The 21,061-nt window shown below is 70.6% G+C and carries 22 protein-coding genes; 9 read left to right on the forward strand and 13 right to left on the reverse strand.

Annotated features, from left to right (window positions below):
• Window positions 1-52: 52 nt before the first annotated feature.
• From F8M74_RS24360 to F8M74_RS24385, 6 genes are all read left to right on the forward strand, one after another.
• Window positions 53-361 carry a hypothetical protein gene (locus tag F8M74_RS24360; protein ID WP_163884548.1) on the forward strand — a complete coding sequence of 103 codons (309 nt, stop codon included), beginning with the start codon at window positions 53-55 and terminating at the stop codon, window positions 359-361.
• A 144-nt stretch (window positions 362-505) separates the two neighbouring features.
• A complete protein-coding gene (locus F8M74_RS24365; RefSeq protein ID WP_090491242.1) occupies window positions 506-1,189 on the forward strand; it encodes a hypothetical protein in 684 nt (227 codons plus the stop codon).
• A 139-nt stretch (window positions 1,190-1,328) separates the two neighbouring features.
• Window positions 1,329-2,549 carry an ornithine--oxo-acid transaminase gene (gene rocD, locus F8M74_RS24370; RefSeq protein WP_141256539.1) on the forward strand — a complete coding sequence of 407 codons (1,221 nt, stop codon included), beginning with the start codon at window positions 1,329-1,331 and terminating at the stop codon, window positions 2,547-2,549.
• A 138-nt stretch (window positions 2,550-2,687) separates the two neighbouring features.
• Complete coding sequence (locus tag F8M74_RS24375; RefSeq protein WP_141256538.1) at window positions 2,688-3,632, forward strand: ArsA-related P-loop ATPase; 945 nt, start codon at window positions 2,688-2,690, stop codon at window positions 3,630-3,632.
• 52 nt (window positions 3,633-3,684) lie between these two features.
• Window positions 3,685-4,809, forward strand: coding sequence for an ArsA-related P-loop ATPase (locus F8M74_RS24380; RefSeq protein WP_141256537.1), 1,125 nt, complete (start codon window positions 3,685-3,687; stop codon window positions 4,807-4,809).
• 110 nt (window positions 4,810-4,919) lie between these two features.
• Window positions 4,920-6,122, forward strand: a complete 1,203-nt coding sequence (locus F8M74_RS24385) for a CBS domain-containing protein (protein ID WP_141256536.1) — start codon at window positions 4,920-4,922, stop codon at window positions 6,120-6,122.
• 67 nt (window positions 6,123-6,189) lie between these two features.
• On the opposite strand, the gene F8M74_RS24390 is transcribed toward F8M74_RS24385, so the two are convergent.
• The 4 genes from F8M74_RS24390 to F8M74_RS24405 all read right to left on the reverse strand — a co-directional run bounded on the left by F8M74_RS24390 (window position 6,190) and on the right by F8M74_RS24405 (window position 9,308).
• The gene (locus F8M74_RS24390) at window positions 6,190-7,008 is read right to left on the reverse strand and encodes a ubiquinol-cytochrome c reductase iron-sulfur subunit (RefSeq protein WP_141256535.1); all 819 of its coding nucleotides are present in this window, start codon (window positions 7,006-7,008) and stop codon (window positions 6,190-6,192) included.
• Window positions 7,005-7,583 carry a YceI family protein gene (locus F8M74_RS24395; protein WP_090491236.1) on the reverse strand — a complete coding sequence of 193 codons (579 nt, stop codon included), beginning with the start codon at window positions 7,581-7,583 and terminating at the stop codon, window positions 7,005-7,007. Before F8M74_RS24395 ends, F8M74_RS24390 begins: the two co-directional genes overlap by 4 nt.
• Before the next feature lie 37 nt (window positions 7,584-7,620).
• On the reverse strand, window positions 7,621-8,487 hold the full coding sequence (locus F8M74_RS24400) for a hypothetical protein (RefSeq protein WP_141256534.1): 867 nt from the start codon (window positions 8,485-8,487) through the stop codon (window positions 7,621-7,623).
• A 395-nt stretch (window positions 8,488-8,882) separates the two neighbouring features.
• Window positions 8,883-9,308, reverse strand: coding sequence for a nuclear transport factor 2 family protein (locus tag F8M74_RS24405; RefSeq protein ID WP_171410315.1), 426 nt, complete (start codon window positions 9,306-9,308; stop codon window positions 8,883-8,885).
• A gap of 201 nt (window positions 9,309-9,509) precedes the next feature.
• On the opposite strand from F8M74_RS24405, the gene F8M74_RS24410 reads away from it, so the two are divergent.
• A complete protein-coding gene (locus tag F8M74_RS24410) occupies window positions 9,510-10,268 on the forward strand; it encodes a hypothetical protein (protein WP_228559835.1) in 759 nt (252 codons plus the stop codon).
• Window positions 10,269-10,298: 30 nt separating this feature from the next.
• Here F8M74_RS24410 and F8M74_RS24415 read toward each other — a convergent pair whose 3' ends face one another.
• Together F8M74_RS24415 and F8M74_RS24420 are read right to left on the reverse strand one after the other, a co-directional pair.
• Window positions 10,299-11,762, reverse strand: a complete 1,464-nt coding sequence (locus F8M74_RS24415; protein WP_228559833.1) for a hypothetical protein — start codon at window positions 11,760-11,762, stop codon at window positions 10,299-10,301.
• A 196-nt stretch (window positions 11,763-11,958) separates the two neighbouring features.
• Window positions 11,959-13,080: a LysM peptidoglycan-binding domain-containing protein gene (locus tag F8M74_RS24420; RefSeq protein WP_141256531.1), complete on the reverse strand. Its 1,122-nt coding sequence runs from the start codon at window positions 13,078-13,080 to the stop codon at window positions 11,959-11,961.
• A gap of 344 nt (window positions 13,081-13,424) precedes the next feature.
• On the opposite strand from F8M74_RS24420, the gene F8M74_RS24425 reads away from it, so the two are divergent.
• Window positions 13,425-13,985: an SCO family protein gene (locus tag F8M74_RS24425; RefSeq protein WP_228559831.1), complete on the forward strand. Its 561-nt coding sequence runs from the start codon at window positions 13,425-13,427 to the stop codon at window positions 13,983-13,985.
• A 141-nt stretch (window positions 13,986-14,126) separates the two neighbouring features.
• On the opposite strand, the gene F8M74_RS24430 is transcribed toward F8M74_RS24425, so the two are convergent.
• Window positions 14,127-14,555, reverse strand: a complete 429-nt coding sequence (locus tag F8M74_RS24430; RefSeq protein ID WP_090491230.1) for a hypothetical protein — start codon at window positions 14,553-14,555, stop codon at window positions 14,127-14,129.
• 150 nt (window positions 14,556-14,705) lie between these two features.
• Window positions 14,706-15,173 carry a hypothetical protein gene (locus F8M74_RS24435; protein WP_026114269.1) on the reverse strand — a complete coding sequence of 156 codons (468 nt, stop codon included), beginning with the start codon at window positions 15,171-15,173 and terminating at the stop codon, window positions 14,706-14,708.
• A 190-nt stretch (window positions 15,174-15,363) separates the two neighbouring features.
• Here F8M74_RS24435 and F8M74_RS24440 point away from each other — a divergent pair, with 190 nt between their 5' ends.
• Window positions 15,364-15,768, forward strand: coding sequence for a hypothetical protein (locus F8M74_RS24440; protein ID WP_163884551.1), 405 nt, complete (start codon window positions 15,364-15,366; stop codon window positions 15,766-15,768).
• A gap of 9 nt (window positions 15,769-15,777) precedes the next feature.
• Here the strand turns inward: F8M74_RS24440 and F8M74_RS24445 are convergent, their stop codons facing one another.
• The 5 genes from F8M74_RS24445 to F8M74_RS24465 form a co-directional block, all read right to left on the reverse strand.
• Window positions 15,778-16,365: a Fis family transcriptional regulator gene (locus tag F8M74_RS24445; protein ID WP_141256529.1), complete on the reverse strand. Its 588-nt coding sequence runs from the start codon at window positions 16,363-16,365 to the stop codon at window positions 15,778-15,780.
• Window positions 16,366-16,501: 136 nt separating this feature from the next.
• A complete protein-coding gene (locus tag F8M74_RS24450) occupies window positions 16,502-17,863 on the reverse strand; it encodes a universal stress protein (protein ID WP_141256528.1) in 1,362 nt (453 codons plus the stop codon).
• A 168-nt stretch (window positions 17,864-18,031) separates the two neighbouring features.
• Window positions 18,032-18,454, reverse strand: a complete 423-nt coding sequence (locus F8M74_RS24455; protein ID WP_141256527.1) for a type II secretion system protein GspG — start codon at window positions 18,452-18,454, stop codon at window positions 18,032-18,034.
• A gap of 53 nt (window positions 18,455-18,507) precedes the next feature.
• Window positions 18,508-19,968 (reverse strand): adenylate/guanylate cyclase domain-containing protein, encoded by a 1,461-nt coding sequence (locus tag F8M74_RS24460; RefSeq protein WP_141607767.1) that lies wholly within the window; start codon window positions 19,966-19,968, stop codon window positions 18,508-18,510.
• A 47-nt stretch (window positions 19,969-20,015) separates the two neighbouring features.
• Window positions 20,016-21,029, reverse strand: a complete 1,014-nt coding sequence (locus F8M74_RS24465; RefSeq protein ID WP_228559830.1) for an OmpA family protein — start codon at window positions 21,027-21,029, stop codon at window positions 20,016-20,018.
• Window positions 21,030-21,061: the final 32 nt, after the last annotated feature.

Below are 21,061 nucleotides of genomic sequence, written 5' to 3' on the forward strand. Positions count from 1 at the left end.
GTTGCCGTTGGCCTGTGCCGTCACGAACGTAGTGGGGCGGAGGGAATCCATCATGGCTCAGCGCGACAAGCAGCAACAGCCGGGCATCCAGCCACCCGAGGATTACTACGGCCGTACGGAGGAACCGCGGCAACACGCTCCGGAGACAGAAGAGAACGAAGAGAAGCGCGACCTGGCGGACGCCGCCGAGTCGTCGGGAGGCACGCATCGCATGCGCACCATCGACCCGACGGAGCGCACGCCCGGCGCCATCCTGGATGAGATTGGGGACGGGGATGGTCCGCGCAGCGACGCCGGCACCAACCCATTGCCCGACACCTACTGGAGCGCCTACCCCGAGGGCGAACCCCAGAGGGAGTGAGTCCTCACGACGGGCCGCTCTGGAGGCCATGGCTTCCCGAGCGGCCCCTCACCTCCCTGATTTCAAGCACTCACGCCGTCCATTGCATGTCAGCCCCCCTCTGTACTGTGTGCTCATTCGCCAGCACCCAGGGGGAGCGATTCCATGGCGGAAATCCGTGAACTGCCGCGTGTGTCCGTGAACAAGTTGGGCGAGTACCTCGTCGCCACGCCCGCGCGTCGCAAGCGCATCATCCACGACCAGAAGCACCCGCCGGAGCAGCAGTACCTGCGCTACCCGGAGGCGTCGCATGCGATTACGGACTTCCTCTGCCGGGGCATGGACCTGTCCATCCTCCGTGAGCACCAGCGCCGCTTCGCGTGCAGCGTGCCCCAGACGGAGTTCGAGGCGCAGCGGCTGCAGCTGTGCTCGGAGGCGCTCGAGCGCTTCGCGGACCTGGTGCCCTGGTTGGATTTGGAGGAGACGCTCATCAGCGCGGTGGGCGCGGAGCCTCCCGTGCTGGAGGTGGCGGGCGTCACCATCAGCGTGCGGCCGGAGGTCGTGCTCCAGCGCATGGACAGACATGGCAACGCGCGCGTGGGCCTGATGAAGCTGTACTTCTCCAAGCACCAGCCGCTGGATGAGCGGTCGGGGCAGTACATCGGCACGCTGCTCCAGCGCTTCACAGAGCAGCACCTGTGCCCGCTGGGCCCGTGTGACCACCGCCTCATCCAGGTGGTGGATGTCTTCGCGGGGACGGTCTTCACCGCGCCGCGGGCGCACATCCGGCGGCTGAGCGACGTGGTGCTCGCCTGCGAGGAAATCGCGGAGCGCTGGTCCGTCCACTGACGCAGCGCGCGGCGGCTCGGGTACGGTGCTCGGTGCTCAACGAAACAACCGCCTGGGACCATGCGAGGGTGGACACGTCGAAGGACTTCATCGAAAGCGATGGTCCTGCTTCGCGCCACCCGATACCCCAGGGAGTCCCATGAGCACCGAGCACGTCGCCCCTGCCCTCTCCACGCGAGACTTCATCGACCTGGAGGAGCGGTATGGCGCGCACAACTACCATCCGCTGGACCTCGTCATCGAACGGGGCGAGGGCTGCTGGGTTCATGACGTGGAGGGCCGCAAGTACCTGGACTGCCTGAGCGCGTACTCGGCGGTGAATCAGGGGCACTGTCACCCGCGCATCCTGGAGACGCTGCGCGAGCAGGCCGCGAAGGTGACGCTGACGTCACGGGCCTTCCGCAACGATCAGCTTCCCCACCTCTACAAGGCGCTGCGCGAGCTGTCTGGATTGAGCCGCGCGCTGCCGATGAACTCCGGCGCGGAGGCGTGCGAGACGGCCATCAAGCTGGCGCGCAAGTGGGGCTACACCGTCAAGGGCATCCCCGAGGACAAGGCGGAGGTCATCGTCTTCGCGAACAACTTCCACGGGCGCACCATCAGCCTCATCAGCTTCTCCACCGTGCGGAGCTACCGGCAGGGCTTCGGCCCCTTCACCCCCGGCTTCACCGTGGTGCCCTACGACGACGTGGAGGCGGTGCGGCGCGCCATCACCCCCAACACCTGCGCCATCCTGATGGAGCCCATCCAGGCGGAGGCCGGCGTGCTGATTCCGCGCGACGGCTACCTGAAGCAGGTGGCCGAGCTCTGCAAGCAGCACCGCGTGCTGTTCATGGTGGATGAAATCCAGACGGGCCTGGGGCGCACCGGGAAGACGTTCGCCTTCCAGCACGAGGACGTGCGGCCGGACGTCATCGTGGTGGGCAAGGCGCTGTCGGGCGGCTTCTACCCGGTGTCCGCCGTCATGGCGGATGACGAGGTCATGGGCGTGCTCCGTCCCGGCGAGCACGGCAGCACCTACGGCGGCAATCCGCTGGGCTGCGCCGTGGCGCGCACCGCCCTGGACGTGCTGCGCGACGAGCGCCTGGTGGAGCGCTCCGCCGAGCTGGGCAAGTCGTTCCTGGCCATGCTGAAGACGCTGAGGAACCGCCACATCGTGGAGGTGCGCGGACGGGGGCTGATGATTGGCGTGGCGCTGGACATCTCCGCGCGGCCCGCCTGCGAGGCGTTGATGAAGGAAGGCGTGCTCTGCAAGGAGACGCACGACTCCGTCATCCGCCTCACGCCGCCGCTCATCGTCACCCAGGCCGAGCTGGACTGGGCCTTCGAGCGCATCAAGAAGGTCATCGAGGCGCTGTAGTCCCAGCGCCACCCGGGCACGCGAGCGACCGCGTGCCTGGGACGGCCGCACCGGAGCCTCGGTTGTCCTGGCGTGTCGCCTTCCACACCGTGTTGGGAACAGCGCGCGGCCTGGGGCGCTGCGACAGGACGGTGGCCGGTGCTCGAAGCCCTCTGGGACAGGCGTGCGCTGCTCGTATCGGGCAAGGGCGGCGTGGGGAAGACGACGCTGGCGGCGGCGCTGGCCGTGGCCGCCGCGCGCACGGGACGCACCGTGCTGCTGGCGGAGCTGGCGCCGGAGGAGGACGGGCCTTCGCCCCTGGCGGCGCGCGTTGGGGTGCGCCAGGCGGGGCCTCAGGTGACGCGGGTGCGTCCCGGGCTCCACTTCGTGCGGCTGTCCGCAGCGGAAGGACACCGGCACTTCCTGGAGCGTGCCCTGCCCGCGCGCTGGCTGGCCGACGCCGCGCTGCACACCCGCGCCCTGCGCCGCTTCCTGGAAGCAGGGCCCGCGCTCCGGGAGATGGGGCTGATGTACCAGTTGCTGGCCCTGCTCCGGCGCACCCGGCCGGATGGACGCTTCGTCCACCCACTGACCGTCGTCGATCTGCCCGCCACGGGACACGCGCTGGCGCTGGCCGCCCTTCCCCAGCGCGTGCTGTCCCTGATGCCCGGGGGCCCCATCGGACGCGACGTGCGGGAGGGGCTCGACTTCCTCCAGGATGCGGCACGCACCGCGGTGGTCCTCACCAGCCTGCCGGAGCCGCTGCCCGTCAGCGAGGCACTCACCGTGGCCGCCGAGCTGCGCCGTCTGGAGCTGCCGCTGTCCGCGGCCGTCCTCAACCGGATGCCAGAGGACCCCTTCACGCCCGAGTCCCGCGCCGCCCTGCGCCGGATGCTCGCCGCGCACGGGCCACACCAGGGGTGGCGTGAGTTGGAGCGGCTGGAGCGGGCCCGGGCTGCCTCCGCCCGGCTGTCACGCACGCTGCGCGCGCCGCTGCTCACCTTGCCGGAGCTCCACGCCACGGGCCCCGCGCTGGTCGAGGCGCTGGCGGAGAGCTTCGCACCTCCCCCGGAGCACGCGCCCTGGCAGGAGGCCCTGCAGTGAGCCACGGACCGCATGCCGGTGGGCCCCGGCGCGTGTCACAGGGGCTCACACCGTGAGCGCGGGCGACCTGCGCCGGCTGCTGCGTGACAAGCGCATCGTTGTCCTGTGTGGCGCGGGCGGCGTGGGCAAGACGACGACGGCGGCGGCCCTGGGCGTGGCCGCCGCGCGCGCGGGACGGCGGGTGCTGGTGCTCACCATCGACCCGGCGCGCAGGCTCGCGGAGACCATGGGACTGCAGGAGAGCGGCCCCGAACCCACGTCGATTCCCCCCGAGCGCCTCTTCGCCGACGGCCCCTGGGGCACGGGCCTCCTCGACGTGTGGATGCTGGACCCGCGCGCCGTCTTCGAGCGCATGGTGCACCGGCTGGCGCCCACGCCCGAGGCGGCGCGGGCGATTGTCGACCACCGCCTCTACCGCTTCCTGTCGGAGCTGGTGGCGGGCGTGCAGGAGTACGCCGCCGCCGAGGCCCTGGACGACTTCCTCACGGACGGCCGTTACGAGCTCATCCTGCTGGACACGCCCCCCAGCCGGCACGCGCTGGACTTCCTGGACGCGCCTGGCCGGCTCGCGCGCTTCCTGGATGAACGCATCGTGTCGCTGTTCGGCCCGGAGAAGCGGGCGCACGGCGGGCGGCTGTGGCACGGCGCGCAGGCGGTGGTGGACCGCGTCCTGGCGGGCATCTTCGGCGCGGGCTTCACCCAGGAGATGCGCGGCTTCATCGGCGCCTTCGGAGGCCTCTTCTCCGGCATGCGGCTGCACACGGAGCGGCTGTACCAGCGGTTGGCGTCGCCGGACGCGGCCTTCCTGCTGGTGACGTCCCCCGAACCCGCCTCCCTGCGCGAAGCCACCTGGTTCCGCGAGACGCTGGCCGCGCGGGGCCTGCCCTTCGCGGGCTACGTGCTGAACCGGAGCTGGGCCCATGACGACGTGCTCGCGGCGCCGGAGGCACTGCTGGAGCACACGGGAGGCGACCGTCACGCGGAGCACGCGGTGGCGGCGCTGTCCCGCCTGGCCTCGGTGGAGCAGGCGCGGGCCCAGGCCCACCGCGACGTGCTCGACCGCCTCACCCGGCACCTTCCCTCGGGGACGCTCGCGGTGGCCGCGCCGGACGCGGGCGCGGAGTTGGAGGAATTCAGCGGACTGGTGCGCCTGGGTGACGCGCTGGCCGCGGGGTGAGGAACGCCAGGGCGGGACAGGCACCCGCTCGCCTGGACGCTCGCACCTTGGAGGCACGCGGCCTCACCACCAGCGTTGCAGTTTGAACCCGACTTCGCCCGAGGAGAGTCATGGCCCACAGAAGCATGGACAACGGCAGGGACGAAACCCACCGCGAGGCGGACGTGGCGCCTCCGGGCTCGCGTGAGCGCGCCGAGTCCGACCTCACCGGCTGGAACCCCGCCCGCGACGAGGAGGCCTCCACCCGGCAGGGCCGCTACCACCGCGCGGCGACGATGCGCATGGCCCTGCCGCGCACCCAGGTGGACGACGGGCCTCGCGAGGACGTGTACGGCACGCCCCCGGAGGACAGCGGCCCCTACGGCCGGGACGACCGGGACAGCCACTCTGCCACCGGCTGGGGCCCCCGGCACGACACCGGGGAACAGGACGTCGAGTTCTCCCGCCAACGCGCTGACTACCGGTCCTGGGACCGCACCGGCTACGGCGGCGGTGGCGGCGAGCCCTCTCGCCCCCAGCCGCCACAGGGGGAGTCCTACCGCGACGTACGCTTCCACGGCCGTGAGCGCGGCTTGCACGGCGAGGAGCGCCATGGAGACGCGCGCCCCCGCTACCGGATGGACCGGAGCGCCTCCCTCGGCCCGGGCCGCGACGAGGCGAGCACCCACCGAGGGGAAGGCGCGGCGCCCGCTTCAGCCCGTGACGAAGCGAGCACCCACCGCTGGGCTGGAACAGGCGCGCCTTCGTCCACCGGCGCACGGCGTGACGGAGCGAGCACCCAGGTCTACACCGCCATCGCGGGCCGCTCCGAGGCGAGCACTTCCCGCCGGGACGACCGCGCCCGCCGCGGCCGCTGGCGTCATGAGCCCCTGCTGGCCCGCGAGGTGATGACGCGCGCCGTGCGCACGGCGCGCCCGGAGAGTCCGCTGCGGGACATCGCGCGAATCATGAAGGACGAGTCCTGCGGCGTCGTCCCCATCGTGGACGAGCGGGGCCGGCTGGTGGGCATCGTCACCGACCGGGACCTGGTGGTCCGCGCCTTCACCGGGGGCCGCTCGCCGGAACAACTCCGCGCGTGCGACGTGATGACGGATGACGTGGAGGCCGTCACGCCGGACGACACGCTCCATGACGTCATCAGGCTGATGGGACGCCGTCAGCTGCGCCGCATCCCCGTGGTGGAGCGCGACGACGGCGTCGTGGGCATCATCTCCCTGGGCGACATCGCCCTGCGCGCCGACCACGACGAGGAGCTGCAACAAGCCCTGGAGCGCATCTCCTCCAAGCGCTCCTTCTGGAGCCGGCTCGGCTGAGCGATGCCGCGTTCCCTTCGGGTGCGGGCGGGCCCTATGTCTGGCCCACCCGCGCCCGGCGCATGGCTCACGCCACGCCGGTCAGCACTATGGAGTCGCCCGTCTCAGACACCGTGAACTTCTTGAGGGGAAGGGTGGCCGGGCCCTGCGTCACCGCGCCGGCGCGCGTGAAGATGGACGCGTGGCAGGCGCAGAACAGGTCCGCCTCCTGCTCCCGGTAGTTCACCTCGCAGAAGGCGTGGGTGCACACGGAGTCCACCGCCGACAGCGAACCGTCCTGCAAGCGGAACACGAAGATGCGCTTGCCGTACCCGGACGGCACCCCCGTCACCGAGCCGCCCACGTCACGCAGCTGGGGGAACTGGCTGAGCGGGAGCACCACCTGCCCGTTCACCGCGGACGGGAAGTCGCTCTGGCCCGCGCGCAGGTTGATGCGCAGCACACCGGTGTTGGGGTTGTACGCCGCCGAGAACGTCTGCAGCGGCACGGTGGCCGGCCGCTGGAGCACCGAGCCATCCGTGGCGCTGAAGCGCGACAGGTGGCAGGGGCAGATGACGTCCTTGCCGTCGAAGCCCAGCGGGCACCCCACGTGGGTGCACAGCGACGACAGCACGGAGAAGTCGTCCGGCGCGCCGTCGTCCTTGGAGTGCACCACCAGCAGCGGCACCTGCTCACCCGGGACGCGCACCGTCAACGCGCCGCCCACGGGCTCCAAATCCGGATAGCGCGACACCAGGATGTCCACTGTCCCCTGCTCGCTGGCCGTGACGTCCGTCACCGGAGCGGGGTTGATGTCCGGCGCGCAGCCCGGCAGCGTCGTCGCCGCCGCGCTCGCCGCGCCTGTTCCCAGAATGCCCTTGAGGAATCCTCGTCGCGTCGAACTCACGTACCCTCCACCTCGAATACCAGCTTGGGCTCCAGCACCAGGACGTCGTCCACCTTCACCATCAACAGCGACGGGCGGTTGACGTTGTAGGCATCCAGGCTGATGTCGAAGCTGCCCTCGGCCACCGCCTCCTTCTCCGACTTGAACAGCACCGTCATCGGAATCTCCACGGTCTTCTTCACGCCGTGGAACGTCAGCTGGCCCTTCACCTTCACCGGCACCTTCGCCGGGAAGCTGGTGGGCGGCTTCACGCCGGTGGCCACGCCCTTGAAGTCGATGATGGGAAACCTGGCCGCGTCCGTCGTCTCCAGCATGTGCGCGTCGCGGTTGGCGTTGCCCGAATCGAAGTCCTTCACGTTGGCGCGCACCGCCACCTGGAGCGTGCCGTCCGGCAGCAGGCGGGCCTTGCCGTCACTGGGCGGCGCCTTGCCCACCACCTCATGCAGCTTGTGCTTGAGCTTGTAGGTGAGCGAGCTGGCGTCCTTCTTGACACTATACGTGCGGGCCTGCGACTGCGCGACTGCGGGCAGCGCGAGCACCAGGGTGGCGATCAGGGCGATTCGTCGAGCAATCACGTCAACCTCCAGGAAACCACTACGAAAGGCATGCGCTTCAGAAGAACAGTGTGAAGACGCCGGCCGACACCGCGCCCAACGTCACGTAACCGGAGATCTGATGTGCGGTGGCAATGTCCGTCTCGGACAGCCGGCCAAAACGGTCCGTGGCCATGATGCCGAGGACGATCTGCGCCACCATGCCGACGGTGGCGAGCGCCATGAACATCTTGTGGACGGTGATGGTGTCCCACCGGAACTCCTTCTCGAAGGGTTCCGGCGCCAGCACACCCAGCAGACCCACGGTGGCGAACAGCGCCGACGTACCGATGGCGAGCCCCCGGTGCAGGCCCAGCAGGTTGCGGTCATCACCGCCGCCGCGGAACGAGTCGTTGAACTGGAGCTGGCCCACCACCGTGGTGCCGACCAGACCGGCGGCCATCGCGAAGCCCAGGCCCTGGTGCAGCTTGAGCATGGTGCGGCGCCGGCCAATGCGCTTCTCCAGGTCCGGGTCCACCTGCGCGGCGGCCGCGGCTTCGGCGGGCTCCAGCAGGTCGAAGTCCAGCGAGTCGCCCCCTTCCGCCGGGGCCTCCCCGGATTTCTTCTGGACGGTGGGCGCGTCGTCCGTCGGAGACAGGAGCCTGGCGGGCTCCACCTGCATCATGGGCTGGGCGGGCTGAAGCTCCGGGGCGTCCACGGCCCGCGAATCCACGGCCGGCGCGGCCTTCTTGCCCTTCTTCACGGGCTTGCGCTTCGACGTGGCCTTGGCCGGCTTCGCGGCCTTCGTCTTCGTGGCCTTCGTCTTCGTGGAAGACTTCACCGCCCGGGTCTTTTTCGCGGACTCGGTCTGGCGCTGCTGGGCCCAGGCGGTGTGGGGTGCGGCAATCAGCGACAGGACGACGAAGAAGGCAGCAAAGCGGGTCATCAGGCTTTTCCGTGTAGACGCAAAGCAAACTGCCGGGTCAGTACCGGTCATCCGAGCTCGTGTCCTCCGCCACACCATCACCAACCCACCTCCTCCGAGGACGGAGCGAACGCTATCGCGGCCGGGCTTTCCGGGAAACGCACCGCGTCGAACGGTACCGCCTAAAAATCGGCGGACCGGCATGATTTTCCGCGGCCCCCTGTCCGAACAGCGTCGGCAGTCCGGGGACGCGGCGGCTGACGGTAGCGTCCGCACTTGGGAATCGGCAGGTGCCTGAAGGTCACGGCTCAGTGTCGAGCAACGGCCAGGGGTGGAGGGCGCGTCCGGGCTGGCGAGCCCGGCGGCTCACTTCACAGGGAGAAACCTGACGCCCCGAGGCGGGGCGGCCTCACGCCTCACGCGGGGGTGGTGGCGGGGACTTCCGAGCGCGGCGCGCTGCCGGCGGTCAGCTCCAGGCCGAGCGCGTGCGGATCAAAGTACGCGTAGAAACGGCGGATCCGGTCGCCATCCCACTCGATGATGGACACGCCCTCATAAGCCACCGCCGCGCCGTTGTGGGCGGTGCCCTGCGTCTCCCACTCGAGCGCGACGCGTGAGCCGGCCTCAATCATGTTGCGGAAGGTGGACTCCACGCGCTGGAGGGTGCCCTTGTATTCACGCCAGAACCGCCGGGCGCCCTCCTGGCCGGAGAAGACCTGCGGCGAGGCCACGTTGCTCACCTGTGCGTCGTCACTGAAGAGGGAGACGAGGGTCTCCAGGTCCCCCTCCTTCTCCAGCCTCGCCAGTGCATCCACGAACCGCTGCGCTCGCTCCATCGCCATGCGCTGCCTCGCTCCTCGTGAAAGAGTCACCCAGGGGAAGGGTGCGCACGCCTCGAGGACATGTCCCTCCGAAGGGCCCGGCCCCTCGCCCTCCGGACGGCCGCGCGGGGGACTCGCCACAGGGCCCGGTGGTAGACTCTCGTCTCCGCGGCCATGACCTCCACGCATACCCGCCCCGCCGAGCCGACGAGCGATTCCCTTGTGGAATCCCTGGCGCCACTGCCTGCCACCCCTTCGCTGGCCGCGCTGCGGCGCGCCCTGAGCTCGCCCGGCGTCATCCCCTCGGAGGTGGACGCGCTCATCGCGGCGATTGCCCAGCGTCCCGCTGGAGACCCGGAGGCCCTGCGCGAGCGAACGGACTACCTGCTGTCCCTGATGACGCTGCCGGGGGATGCCAGTGTCCTGACGGGGAGCGCCGGCATCACGGTGCACACCGCGGCGGTGGAGGCCCTGCTGGAGCTGGGCTACCCGTATGCGCTGGAGGTCCCCCCGGACGCCCTGGAGCGGGCCCGGAGTGAGCGGGGGCTGCCGACGACGGAAACCCCCACGTCGCGCCTCCTCCGCTCGCCCATCCTGGCGACGGCCGTCACGCTCCTCTGCCTGGTGTTGCAGCTCATCCTGATGGCCCTCCCGGAAGTCCGCACGCTCGACGATATGGGTGCGTTGCTGACGCCGTACCTGCTGCCCGTCATCGCGCCCGCGCTCCTGGCCCTCCTCGGAACCTGGACGAAGGCGCGCCCGCTCCAGTACCTCGGAAGCCTGGGCCTGGGGATTCAGGGCCTGTTCTGGTTCGGCGGCGTCCTCATGCTGACACGGATGGCGACGAACGTGCCGTGGCTGTGGGTGGCCGCGCCCTGGTACCTCCCCCTGATCGCCTGCTACCTGGTGTGGCCTCGGCAGCAGGCCGATGAACCCGCTCGCCACCTGCCGCCCCCCGAGTCACCGGAAGCGGTTTCCTGAGCGTTGGGCTCGCGGCCCAGGTCCGGGTCCTCAGCGCGGCAAGGCCCGGGTCCACGCCTCCCGATTCCACCCCTCCTTCGCATAGGCCGCTCGCGTGGACTCAGGCAGCGCGTCCCAGGCCGTGCGGGATGCCAGTTCGGCGGGCGGTTGGAAGACGCCCCGATGCCCGGGGTCGAAGGCTTGCTGGGCCCACTCCGCCGTCAGGCCCTTCATGGAGAAGCCCGCCTCGGCGCTGGCCTGGCTCCCATCCGCCTTGAGCTTCGCTGACACGCCGCCCCCAAGCTCCGCTTTCTTCGCGTTGAGTGTCGCGTACACCTGGAACAGCGAGCCGACGCCCACCGCGACACGCTGCTCGCCGTCCGATGACAGGCTGAGCTCCACGAGTCCCAGGCTCACCTTGACCTTCCCCTCCGTCTCGCCCGAGCTGTCGTGTGACAGCTCGACGCCCACGGGGCCCGCGCGCGCGGAGACGCCCACGTCCCCCTTCAGTTCCCCGTGTCCCCGGGTGTCGAGCGCTGCCTTCGCGCTCCACTGGGCGCTCTCGCTGCTGACACCCACCTTGCCGTGAAGCTGCACCGTGCCCCCGGCGCGCTCCCCAGAGAGCTCCCGCTGCCGGGCGCTGACGTGTTGCAGCATCTGGTTGAGCGTCTTCGGCTGGCCGATGCCCGCCTTCCAGGCCGCCTCGTAGTCCCGCCGCGACGGGTCCTTCCACTCGAGGCCTAGGAGGGATTCGGGCAGGTGCGCGGCGCGTGGCGGTCCCAGCGCTCCCAGTTCCTGGAGGCTCTGGGCCCCATCCACCGCGCGGGCATACCGGCCGAGGTATTCGGTGTGCGCCCGGTAGAAGCCCGCGCCCACATCGATGGCGTGTGCGTTCACCGCGTCACGCATCGCCCCCGGCAGCCGCCGGTCATTGACGAAGACGTCCGGCACCGCCGGGTAGCCCAGAGGGCCCACCGGGCCCGGCTCCCCGTTGCGCCGATGGAGCACGCCCTTCGACTCCGCCTGCTCCAGGAACGCGAGCCGCGAGCCCGCGTCCTGCGCCTTCACGTATGCGCCCAGCAGCCCCTCTTGTTGCAAGCGCTCCAGCGCGACCCGGTACGTGCCCGCCGGGAGACTTCCCAGCGCGGTGTGCACCGCCCGCACGTCATCGGCGCCGACGGTCCAGTTCTCCAGGCTCCGCGTCAGGCGCGCGCGGATGCCTTCGAGCACGTCCGTGGGCGCCTCCTTCGAGCCGTCCGGGCGCGACCAGCCTCCCAGCACGGCCATCTCCCCCGCGGACCGGGCGGGGCCCGCACCAGCAGGCGTGGATCCGCGAGACGAGGGCTCCGGCGTCTTGGCGGCGGATCCGTCGAAGGCGCGCACCTCGTTACGCGGAGGGGACGCCTGCGCGCGGGGCTCCGCGGCGCGTGACGGAGACGGGGGCGCCGCTCCGGCCTCCGTGGGGGTGTCGATGGTGGACAACGAGGAACTGCCGGACGAATCGATACGAGGCATGGGACGCGCTCCGGGTGGGAACGGCCTGTCCAATGCAGCCGGCACACCAGGGCGCCTCCCAGGGCCACGCGCGTTCGGCGGTCGCCCCGGCTGGACGCGGCATCTCCCCAATGGGACTCGCCCGAAACGCGACGGGGACCGGGGCCTCCATGGCCACGGTCCCCGCTTCACCGCACCGCGCGTTGGGAGCGCGGGCTCAGAAGACGTTCTGCGCGCGGCGGTAGTACATCTCGCGGTCCGCCATGCCGTTGTAGCCACCGTTGATGCGGCGGGTGACCTCGCGGAAGTTGCCCGCGTCCGCGTAGGTGTTGAGGTTGCGCGACGACCAGTACCAGCCGGCGATGCGGAACGCGACGTCCGGGTCCTTGGCGCGCTGGGGGTTGCCCTCCAGGTCGATGCCCAGCGCCTGGCCCGCGGCGCGGTAGTTGGCGCGGCCCGTCAACTGGATGGGGCCACGGCCCTTGTAGCGGACGCCGTCGCCCGGCTGGGTGTTGCCCAGGTCCCTGCGGCCCTCGTAGGCGGCGCCGGAGGCAATCTCCTCCATGTAGCGGAGCTGGCCGCTCTCGTGCGCGAGCTGCGCCAGGAAGGCCGCCTTGCGCATGGGCGTGGTGATGTTCGCCTCCGCCATGGCCCGGTTCAGGTGGGGCAGGTACTGCTCCGCCGTCGCCTGGGACAGGTTGGGCATCACCGCCCGGAGCTGCTGCACCGTCACGCCGGCGGAGCCACCGGTCGGCGGCTTCGGGCCACCCACGCCCCCCACCGGCGGCTGGTTCGGCGTCGGCCGGGTGGGCGACGCGCCGCCCCCCCCCGGAATCGTGAGCCGCTGGCCCGCGTAGATGAGGTTGGGGTTGGAGATGTTGTTGGCATTGGCCAGCGCGCTCACCGTCGTGCCATGCCGGCCGGCGATGCCGCTGAGCGTGTCGCCCGACTTCACAGTGTACGAACCGCCGCCCGAGGAAGGCGCCGGGCTGCTCGGCGCCGCGCCGCCCGCGCCCGGAATCGTCAGCGTCTGGCCCGCGTAGATGCGGTCCGGGTTGGAGATGTTGTTGGCCTTGGCCAGCGCACCCACCGACGTGCCGTACCGGCCGGCGATGCCGCTGAGCGTGTCGCCCGACTTCACGGTGTAGCTGGAAGCCGCCCGGCCCCCGCCCGAAGCACGAGGCGCGTCGAAGCCGTCCGGGATGCGGAGCTGCTGCCCCGCGTAGATGAGGTTCGGGTTGGAGATGCCGTTGCTCTTCGCGAGCGACGACACGGAGGTGTTGAAGCGCTGGGCCAGCGCGCTGAGGGTATCGCCACGGCGAACGGAGTAGGTCGTCACGGGGGGGCAGACTCCTGAAAACAGAGAGGCGACGTGCCTACATTTTCGTAACGACTGAGAGAATGTTTCCCCGCAAGACCAGTTATTTATGCATAAACTTATTCAAAAACACTGAAGTCACGGAATTGTGACACGATGGTGGGTCGTCACAGACTCGTGACATCATCCCCCCAAGTAGCCAGGATGTCGCACCCCAGCGGCCACGCTTGTGTGACTCCGGGGGTTCCGTTACCTCCGGGGCCATGTCCGCTGACTCCGTCCTTCCCGCCCCTCGGGCCCGTCTCACGCAGCGCCCGGGCTTCTGGGCTGGTGTCGCCGTGGCCGCGCTTGGCGTCACCGCCACAATGGGGGCCATTCTGATCCGCGGCCAGAGCAGTGGGCCCCTGCCCCAGTTGGGCGCGCTGCCGGACTTCACCTTCACCCGGCATGACGGTCAGCCCTTCGGGAGCACGCAGCTCCGGGGCAAGCCCTTCGTGGCCAACTTCATCTTCACGCGCTGCCCCACCATCTGCCCGGCCTTCACACGGAAGATGGTGGGCGTGCAGGACGCCACCGCGTCCCATGGCGCCGGGCTCCAGTTGGTGTCGTTCTCCGTGGATCCGAAGTACGACACCCCGGAGCGGCTCACCGAGTATGGCGAGCGCCACGGCGCGGACTTCTCCCGCTGGAGCTTCCTCACCGGCGACTACGAGCAGCTGAAGGAGACAATCGTCCAGGGCTTCAAGGTCAGCATGGGCCGAGAGCCCGGCGCGCCCGAGGACGACCTGCTCTCCATCTTCCACGGAACGCACTTCGTGCTCGTGGACGACGCCGGGCAGATTCGCGGCTACTACGACAGCGCGGACAGCGACTCCACCGAGCGCCTCATCCGCGACACCCGGCGCCTGGCCCAGACAGGGCACTGAGCGCCGCCGCGCGGGGGGGCCGCCGCGCGGGGGCCGCCGCGCGGGGGCCGCGTCGCCCGCAAAGCCGAAGGGCCGGCCCCGCAGCTTCGCGGGAGGCCGGCCCTGGGGCGCGCTACCAGTTCGCGCCAGAGGCGCGGATCATCACTCCACGAAGCGGGCGTGGTTCTGCGCGATGATGTTCTGGAAGTTCTGCAGACCCAGCGGGTTCTCCGCGAAGGCGCCGACCTTGTCCGCCGCGCCCTTGACCGCCTGCGCGATGTTGGTGATGTCCTGCACCTTGGGGGCAATCTTGGACAGGAAGCCCAGGCTGCCCAGCGTGCCCTCACCCAGGAAGGACGCGGCGCCCTGCTTCACCAGGTTCTCCGCCGTGGGGCCCAGGAACTTGCCGACCAGGGGCAGCTTGCCGACCTTCTCACCGATGAACTTGGCGATGGGGTCCACCAGCGAGCTCAGGGGCTTCTGGAGGAACTCCATGGCCTTGCCGCCGATGTTCGCGATGCCACCGGCAATCTTGCTGACCGTGCTGGCGACCTTGCTGATGACGTTCGTAACGGACTTGAGTGCGCCCATGATCGTACCCCTTGGATTCTAGATGCCCGGAAGGCGGAGATTTGTGCCGGAAGGAAAACTCGAGAGGATTCTCGGTGCGTGTGGGGAATTGTTTCCTCTCACCTTTTTCGTCGAATTTTCCCCGCCGGCCTCCGCCCGTGGTGCCAGGGATTACGGACGGTTACCGCCGCTGCTGCCCTTCTTGAGCTGATCCATCAGCTCCTGGCGGGCGGCTGGATCTTGCGGACCGGTGGGGGCGGCGCCGCCCACGGGAGGCGAGGTGAGGGACGGCTTGCCGGCGGTGGAGGCCTTGTCCTGGGTGAACTTGGAGGCCTCGAAGTCCGGGGGTGAGCCGGGCAGCTCGCCCTTCATGCCCTTGATGAGGATGTTGGCGGCCTCCTCGGAGGAGAGGGGGTTGAAGCCGTTGCGGCGCAGCTCCTCGTCGGAGATGACGGCGACCTCGGCCTCCTTGTCCTTGTCCTGGGCGTACTTGAGGACCAGCTCCACGTAGTCCTCGAGCTTCATGCTCACGGCCTCGGCGATCTTCTTCGTCTCCGGATCCTTGAGAAGCTCCGCGCGAACGACCTCGATGGGTCGCTTCAGGCCGCGCTTCGGCTTTCCGGTGTTTTCCTGGGACATGCTCTTGCTCCGAGAAGGAAATGGGACAGTGCGCCGGACTCTAGCCCAGTTTCCCCGCTTCACACATTCCCGCCCACCTTGGAATGGCCGGAGCCAGAGCGCGGGAGAGAGAGGGGGGACGGCTTCACGCCCGTGTGCCCGTGACTACCTTTGGCGGCAGCGAAGGACAGGCACAGAGACGAGGCGCGCCATGGCGATTTCCAAGCGGGGGCTGGTGGACAGGGTGAAAGAGGTGGCCGTCCAGGCCGGCACGCGCGGCGCGCGGGTCCTCCTGGGCACCGCGGTGGTGACGGCCCGGGGAGTGGCCAACCTCCAGTCCAAGATTCGGGGCACCCCCGCCCGCGGCCGCGTGAAGACGGCGGCGGGGACGCGGCGCGCGGCCAAGGAAGCCCGCGGCGTCATCGAGAGTGGCAAGCCCACGAAGGCCCCGGCGCGCCGCAAGTCACCGTCCATCAAGACGGCCTCCGCGGCGGGAGCGAACAATCAGGTGGGCCGCAAGTCCGTGCCCGGACAGGCCGCCGCCGCCAAGCGCGGCACCGCGAAGAAGGCGCGCCCCGCCACCAAGGCGAAGCGCGGGCAGAAGCACCGGCACTGAGGCGCGGCTTCAGCGGGCGGCGTTCCTGGACACGGCCTTCGTTCGAGCGCCGCCGCTCACCTTCTTCTGCTTGGGAGCGATGCGCGTCACCGTGCCCGGACGCCGGGCAATGGCCGCCTCGCGGGCCGCTTCCTCGGCGGCGCGGGCCGCGGCGGCCTTCAGCGCGAGCTGTTCAGCCTGCTGCGCCCAGCGGCGCTTCAACACGTCCCGCAACCCGTCCTTCTGCAAGTCCACCTGGGCCTTGTGCAGACGGTAGTGCAGGTCCTCGCGCAGCGTGCCGCGCGCCAGCGCCGCGTCCGCCGAGCCGGAGACGCCCAGCACCAGTTTCGGCCGTTCCTCTTGCATCCGCAGGCACTGCAGCAGGATGAACTGCGCGTCCCGCCCCAGCTTCGCCACGTCCGGGATGAACACCACCCCGTTGGGCTGCCGGAGCGCTTGCGGCAGTTCGGCCGCCTGCCGCACCTCCACCAGCTCCACGTTGAAGTTGCGCGCGGCTTCCTGCGCCCAGCAGCGCCGCTCCTCTTCCGTACCGCCATGGAGGAGCAGCGAGGAACGGTTACAGACGAGCTCCACTTCACGATAACCTTGCGGTGTCACCGGCGGCCCCCCTGCGTCTGGAAATGCGTGATTTCTAGATTCTAATGCAGACGTGCCCTGCCGGGCACGTCGGAGCCGGCACCACCTGACAATCCTTTCATGTGATGACAGGTATCCCCCGTCTGAAACACCTGCCTCAGGCGGAGGGCACCACCATGACGGGCCGGCGGCAACGCGTCACCAGCTCATGGGCCACCTCGCCCTCCAGGGCGTCCCGCAGGCGCGAGGGCTCCAGGGACGTCCCCACGCACACCAGGTCCACCCCTTCGCGCTCCGTGGCCTGGCAGATGGCCAGCGTCACGTCCTCGCCCGTCACCCCCTCCACGCTCCAACGCACCGTCTGGGCGGTTTCGTCGCGCGGCACCAGCTCCCATAGCCGCTGGAGCACCTGGTCCCTGTCCCTGGCGGGCTCGGGCAGCACGCCGTAGTGGTCCGCGAAGCCGCGGTCCTCCAGCTTGCGGCGATGGACGTGCAGCAGGTGCACCCGGCCCCCGGGCCCCACCAGCGTGCGCGCATGGGAGATGGCCTTGGTGCAGGCCTCGGAGAAGTCCACGGGCACCAGCACGCTTCGCGGTGGGCGGTCCTCGCGCCGGGCCTGCACCAGGGGGGGCACACACACCACGGACTGCGCCGCGTGCCGCAGCACGCCCGCGGACACCGAGCCATGCCACAGCCGCTTCACCCCGCTGCGCTGGTGCGTGCCCACCACCATCAGGTCCACGCCGCGCGTGTGCGCCACGTGCATCAGGTGGTCCGCCGGACGGCCGAAACCGGGCTCCAGCACCACTTCCACGCTGCCCTCGCCCATCAGGTCCCCCACCTGCTCGCGCACCTCGCGTTGCAGCACGCGCTCCACGATGGGGTCCAGCGCCTCCATGCCCTGCAGCGCCGGCTCCAGCAACTCCACATGCACGGGGCTGTGGATGCCCAGCCGCTCCCGCTCGTCCATGGGCGAGCACACGTAGGTGGCCAGCACGTCACACGGCCCCACCCGGCGCAGCTCGCGCAGGAAGGACACCGCGGCGCCCGTGGTGGAGGAGCCGGGGTCCACGCCCACCAGCACCAACAGCCGCCTGCGGCCCCGCGCCCAGTCGGTCAGCGCGGTGTCGCTGCGCACGGCCAGCACCGGCGCGCAGCCGTAGCGGGACAGGCGTTCGGGCACCGTGGCCCGCCGCCACGCCGAGGTGCGCCAGCCGGACACGGCCACCACAATCCACCGCGCGTGCCGGCACTCCTCGTCACTCAGCACTTCATCCGCGGAGGTGCCCGCCTGCAGCCGGTAGCGCACCACCCTCGCGAGCGTTTCGAGCCGCGCGGCCTCCTCCTCCAACCGCTGCTGGGTGAGGGCCAGCGCGCCGGTGCCGTCGTCGAGGAAGGCATCGCCCTCCGCGACGCCCAGGAGCAGCAGCGGCTCTTGCAGCCGCCCCGCCACGGCCGCCGCCACGTGGGCCGCCGCGAGGGACTCAGGGGACAGGTTGGTGACGCACACGATGGCCATGGCTGCCCTCCAGGTTCGGGAAGACCCTTCCCCGTGAAGGAAACAGTGGCCATGGCGACGCCAGGAAGCGGGCACCCGCCCTACGCTGGCTCGCTCCAGGGCCCGGCGCACACCGCACACGCGGGCTCGCGGGGCCTGGGCACACCCCAGCGCCTGCCCGCCCGCACGTCACGTGCGCTCGGGCGCAACCTGGGGCACGGCGTGCCCGTCGTGGTTGGTGTGGTCCTGCTCCTCGCCCGAACCACCCCGGTCACCGCTCTTGCCGAAGGTGGACAGGAACACCTCGGTGCCGTTGCTCGTGTAGCGGTACGGCCGGCCCCACGGGTCCAACGGAACGGAGGGCAGGTACGCGGGCACCAGCAGGTCCTCCACGTCCGCGTCTTCCGGCAGGGTGCCCTTGTCCGCGTGGTAGCGGCCCAGGGCCTCCTCCAGCACGGCGAAGTCCTGGTGGATGCGGTCGGCGTGCACGGCCTTGGAGCCGCTCAGCGCGCCCACCAGGACGGCGACCACCAACCCGAGTCCGAAGACGAGCCCCACGAACAAAACGGGGGAGCGGCGGGACGGAGGGGGCTCGTCAGACGAGGCGTTCATGACCCCTTCCTATAGCCGCTTTCCGCTCGCGAGGCGCGCGTGGACTTCACCCGTTACAGGGCGCGGAACAGTGGAACGGGCTGCTGCTTGCCCTTCAGCCGCACGGGAGGCAGGTCCTCGAAGGCCGTCGCGTTGGCGTCCACCAGCTCGCGGGTGCGCTCCCCCACCAGGATTTCCCCCGGGCCCGCCAGCGCGCACAGCCGCGCGGCCACGTTCACCGCGTCACCGATGCAGGTGTACTCGGCGCGCACCGTGCTGCCGATGTTGCCCGCCACCACCACGCCCGAGTTGATGCCGATGCCCAGCTCCAGCACCAGCGGCTGGCCCTCTCGCCCGCCCGCCGCCCACTCCGCCTCCGCCTCGATGCGCAGGTCCGTCAGCGCATCCATCATCATCTTTGCGGACTGGAGCGCACGCAGCGCGTCATCCGGACGGGCCACCGGCGCGCCGAAGACGGCCATCAGCCCGTCGCCCAGGAACTTGTCCAGCGTGCCGCCGCAGGTGAGCACCGCGTCCGACATCCGCCCGAGCACCTGGTTGAGCACCCCCACCACCTGCTCTGGAGGCAGGCTCTCCGCCAGGCCGGTGAAGTTGCGGATGTCCGCGAACAGCAACGTCACCTCGCGCTTCTCGCCGGTGAGCACCACCGCGTCCGCGCTCTTGAGGATTTCCTCCACCACCGCGTCGGACGTGTAGCGCGCGAACAGCTTGCGCATGCGCTCCGTTTCGCCGGTGCGGCGCACCACGCTTTCGATGCGCGCGGCCAGCTCGTCCATGGACGCGGACTTGTTGACGTAGTCATCCGCGCCAGCGCGCAGGCCGCGCACGCGCTCGGCCTCCACGTCGTTGGCGGTGAGGATGATGGCGGGCACCGCGTGGCTGGGGCCTTCCTTCAGGCGGCGGCACAGCTCCACGCCGTCCAGGCCGGGCATCTCCAAATCGCTGAGGACGATGACGGGCTGGAGACGGCCCATGCTCTCCAGGGCCTCGAACGGGTCCTGGAAGCAGAGGACTTCGTAGCCCAGCGCCACCAGGCCCTCCTGCACGAAGGCGCAGGCCAGCGGGCTGTCGTCCACCACCACCACGCGGCGACGGCCGTCAGAGGAGGGGCGCGGCAGGTCCTGCCGCCCGGCGATGCGGTTCTGCAGCCCCAGCGCCTCGTAGATTTGCTTGTAGGTGCAGTGGCCCAGCTCCACCAGGATTTCGCCCAGCTTGCGGCCGTCACGGCGCTGGCGCGCGAGCGCCTCGTCGAGCTGCGCCAGCGTCACGTACTTGAGCCCCACCAGCAGCTCGCCCAGCGCGGGCTGCAGGGGGCTCTTGTCCTGGTGCAGCCCGAGCGCCTCTCCCAGCGCGTCCTGAATCTGCTCTCGCGTGACGTAGCCCAGGGAGATGAGGGCTTCCCCCACGCGCTGCCCGGTAAGGGCCTGGAGGGCGAGCGCCTCCTGCACCTGACTGGGCGAGACAATCCCCAGCTTGAGCAGCAAATCACCAAACAAGGGGCTGGAAGCACTCATGGTGGGTGAGTGTACCTCACACCCCCCACCCACGGGGAGTCCGGGACTTACGGGCGCCCGCGCGGCGCCACCACCCGGAGGTCCAGACGGCGGTTGGCCTCGCGTCCCTGGGCGGTCTCATTCGACTCGACGGGCTTGTCCGGGCCGAAACCCCACGCCTCCAGCCGATCCGGCGGGACACCCCGCTCCACCAGGTAGTCCCGCACCGCCTCCGCGCGCGCCAGCGTCACCTCCCGCTGCACGTCCGGGTCCCCGCGGTTGTCCGTGTGGCCCTCGATGGCGATGACCCCCAGCCGCGGGTGCACCAGCAGGACTTCGGCCACGTTGTCGAGCGCCGGCTGGACGCGCGGCTGGAGGGCGGCGGTGCCGGGCGCGAAGGTGATGCGCTCCAACAGCTCCAGCCGGTCCGGGCGGATGACGACGCGCTGCTTGCGCGCCGCCGGGCAACCCTGGTTGTCCACCGCGCCCCGCTCACGCGGGCAATTGTCCCGGTGGTCCGCCACGCCGTCGCCATCCACGTCCCGCTCCGGGCAGCCGCGCAGCGAGGGCAGTCCCTCCTCGTCGGGACAGGCGTCCTCTTCATCCGGCACGCCATCCCCGTCCGCGTCACGGATGGGGCACCCCTCGCGCGAGGCGGGCCCGGGCTCGTCCGGGCACGTGTCCGCCGCGCCCTCCACCCCGTCGCGGTCCGGGTCGTCGACGGGGCAGCCCTGCCGCTCCAGCAGGCCGAACACCCGCGGGCAGGCGTCCTTCGCGTCCTCCACGCCGTCCTCGTCCGAGTCGCGGATGGGGCAGCCCTCCCGCGACGCGGGCCCGGCGTGACGCGGGCACTTGTCCAACGCGTCCTCCACGCCGTCGCCGTCCGTGTCCTTCGCGGGGCAGCCCTGGAGCCGCGCGAGCCCGCGCACGGTGGGGCAGGCATCCTCCCCATTGAGGACGCCGTCGCCATCCGCGTCCAGGCCCGGGTCGAGCGGGGGCGCGTGCCGGCAGCCCGGGGCGGCCACGGCCAGCACGGCGGCGGCGAGCAAGGCCAGTCGGTGGAGTGCGCGCGTCTTCATCATCCGCGGAACCAGAGCGCAGCGAGTGCGAGCTG

The organism is Myxococcus sp. CA023 (genome assembly GCF_010998615.1).
Taxonomy (GTDB): Bacteria; Myxococcota; Myxococcia; order Myxococcales; family Myxococcaceae; genus Myxococcus.

Coding starts and splice junctions, on each gene's coding strand:
- F8M74_RS24360 (WP_163884548.1), top strand. CDS start 53: ATGGCTCAGCGCGACAAGCAGCAACAGCCGGGCATCCAGCCACCCGAG.
- F8M74_RS24365 (WP_090491242.1), top strand. CDS start 506: ATGGCGGAAATCCGTGAACTGCCGCGTGTGTCCGTGAACAAGTTGGGC.
- rocD (WP_141256539.1), top strand. CDS start 1,329: ATGAGCACCGAGCACGTCGCCCCTGCCCTCTCCACGCGAGACTTCATC.
- F8M74_RS24385 (WP_141256536.1), top strand. CDS start 4,920: ATGGCCCACAGAAGCATGGACAACGGCAGGGACGAAACCCACCGCGAG.
- F8M74_RS24400 (WP_141256534.1), bottom strand. CDS start 8,487: ATGACCCGCTTTGCTGCCTTCTTCGTCGTCCTGTCGCTGATTGCCGCA.
- F8M74_RS24405 (WP_171410315.1), bottom strand. CDS start 9,308: ATGGCGATGGAGCGAGCGCAGCGGTTCGTGGATGCACTGGCGAGGCTG.
- F8M74_RS24415 (WP_228559833.1), bottom strand. CDS start 11,762: ATGCCTCGTATCGATTCGTCCGGCAGTTCCTCGTTGTCCACCATCGAC.
- F8M74_RS24425 (WP_228559831.1), top strand. CDS start 13,425: ATGGGGGCCATTCTGATCCGCGGCCAGAGCAGTGGGCCCCTGCCCCAG.
- F8M74_RS24430 (WP_090491230.1), bottom strand. CDS start 14,555: ATGGGCGCACTCAAGTCCGTTACGAACGTCATCAGCAAGGTCGCCAGC.
- F8M74_RS24435 (WP_026114269.1), bottom strand. CDS start 15,173: ATGTCCCAGGAAAACACCGGAAAGCCGAAGCGCGGCCTGAAGCGACCC.
- F8M74_RS24440 (WP_163884551.1), top strand. CDS start 15,364: ATGGCGATTTCCAAGCGGGGGCTGGTGGACAGGGTGAAAGAGGTGGCC.
- F8M74_RS24450 (WP_141256528.1), bottom strand. CDS start 17,863: ATGGCCATCGTGTGCGTCACCAACCTGTCCCCTGAGTCCCTCGCGGCG.
- F8M74_RS24455 (WP_141256527.1), bottom strand. CDS start 18,454: ATGAACGCCTCGTCTGACGAGCCCCCTCCGTCCCGCCGCTCCCCCGTT.
- F8M74_RS24460 (WP_141607767.1), bottom strand. CDS start 19,968: ATGAGTGCTTCCAGCCCCTTGTTTGGTGATTTGCTGCTCAAGCTGGGG.
- F8M74_RS24465 (WP_228559830.1), bottom strand. CDS start 21,029: ATGATGAAGACGCGCGCACTCCACCGACTGGCCTTGCTCGCCGCCGCC.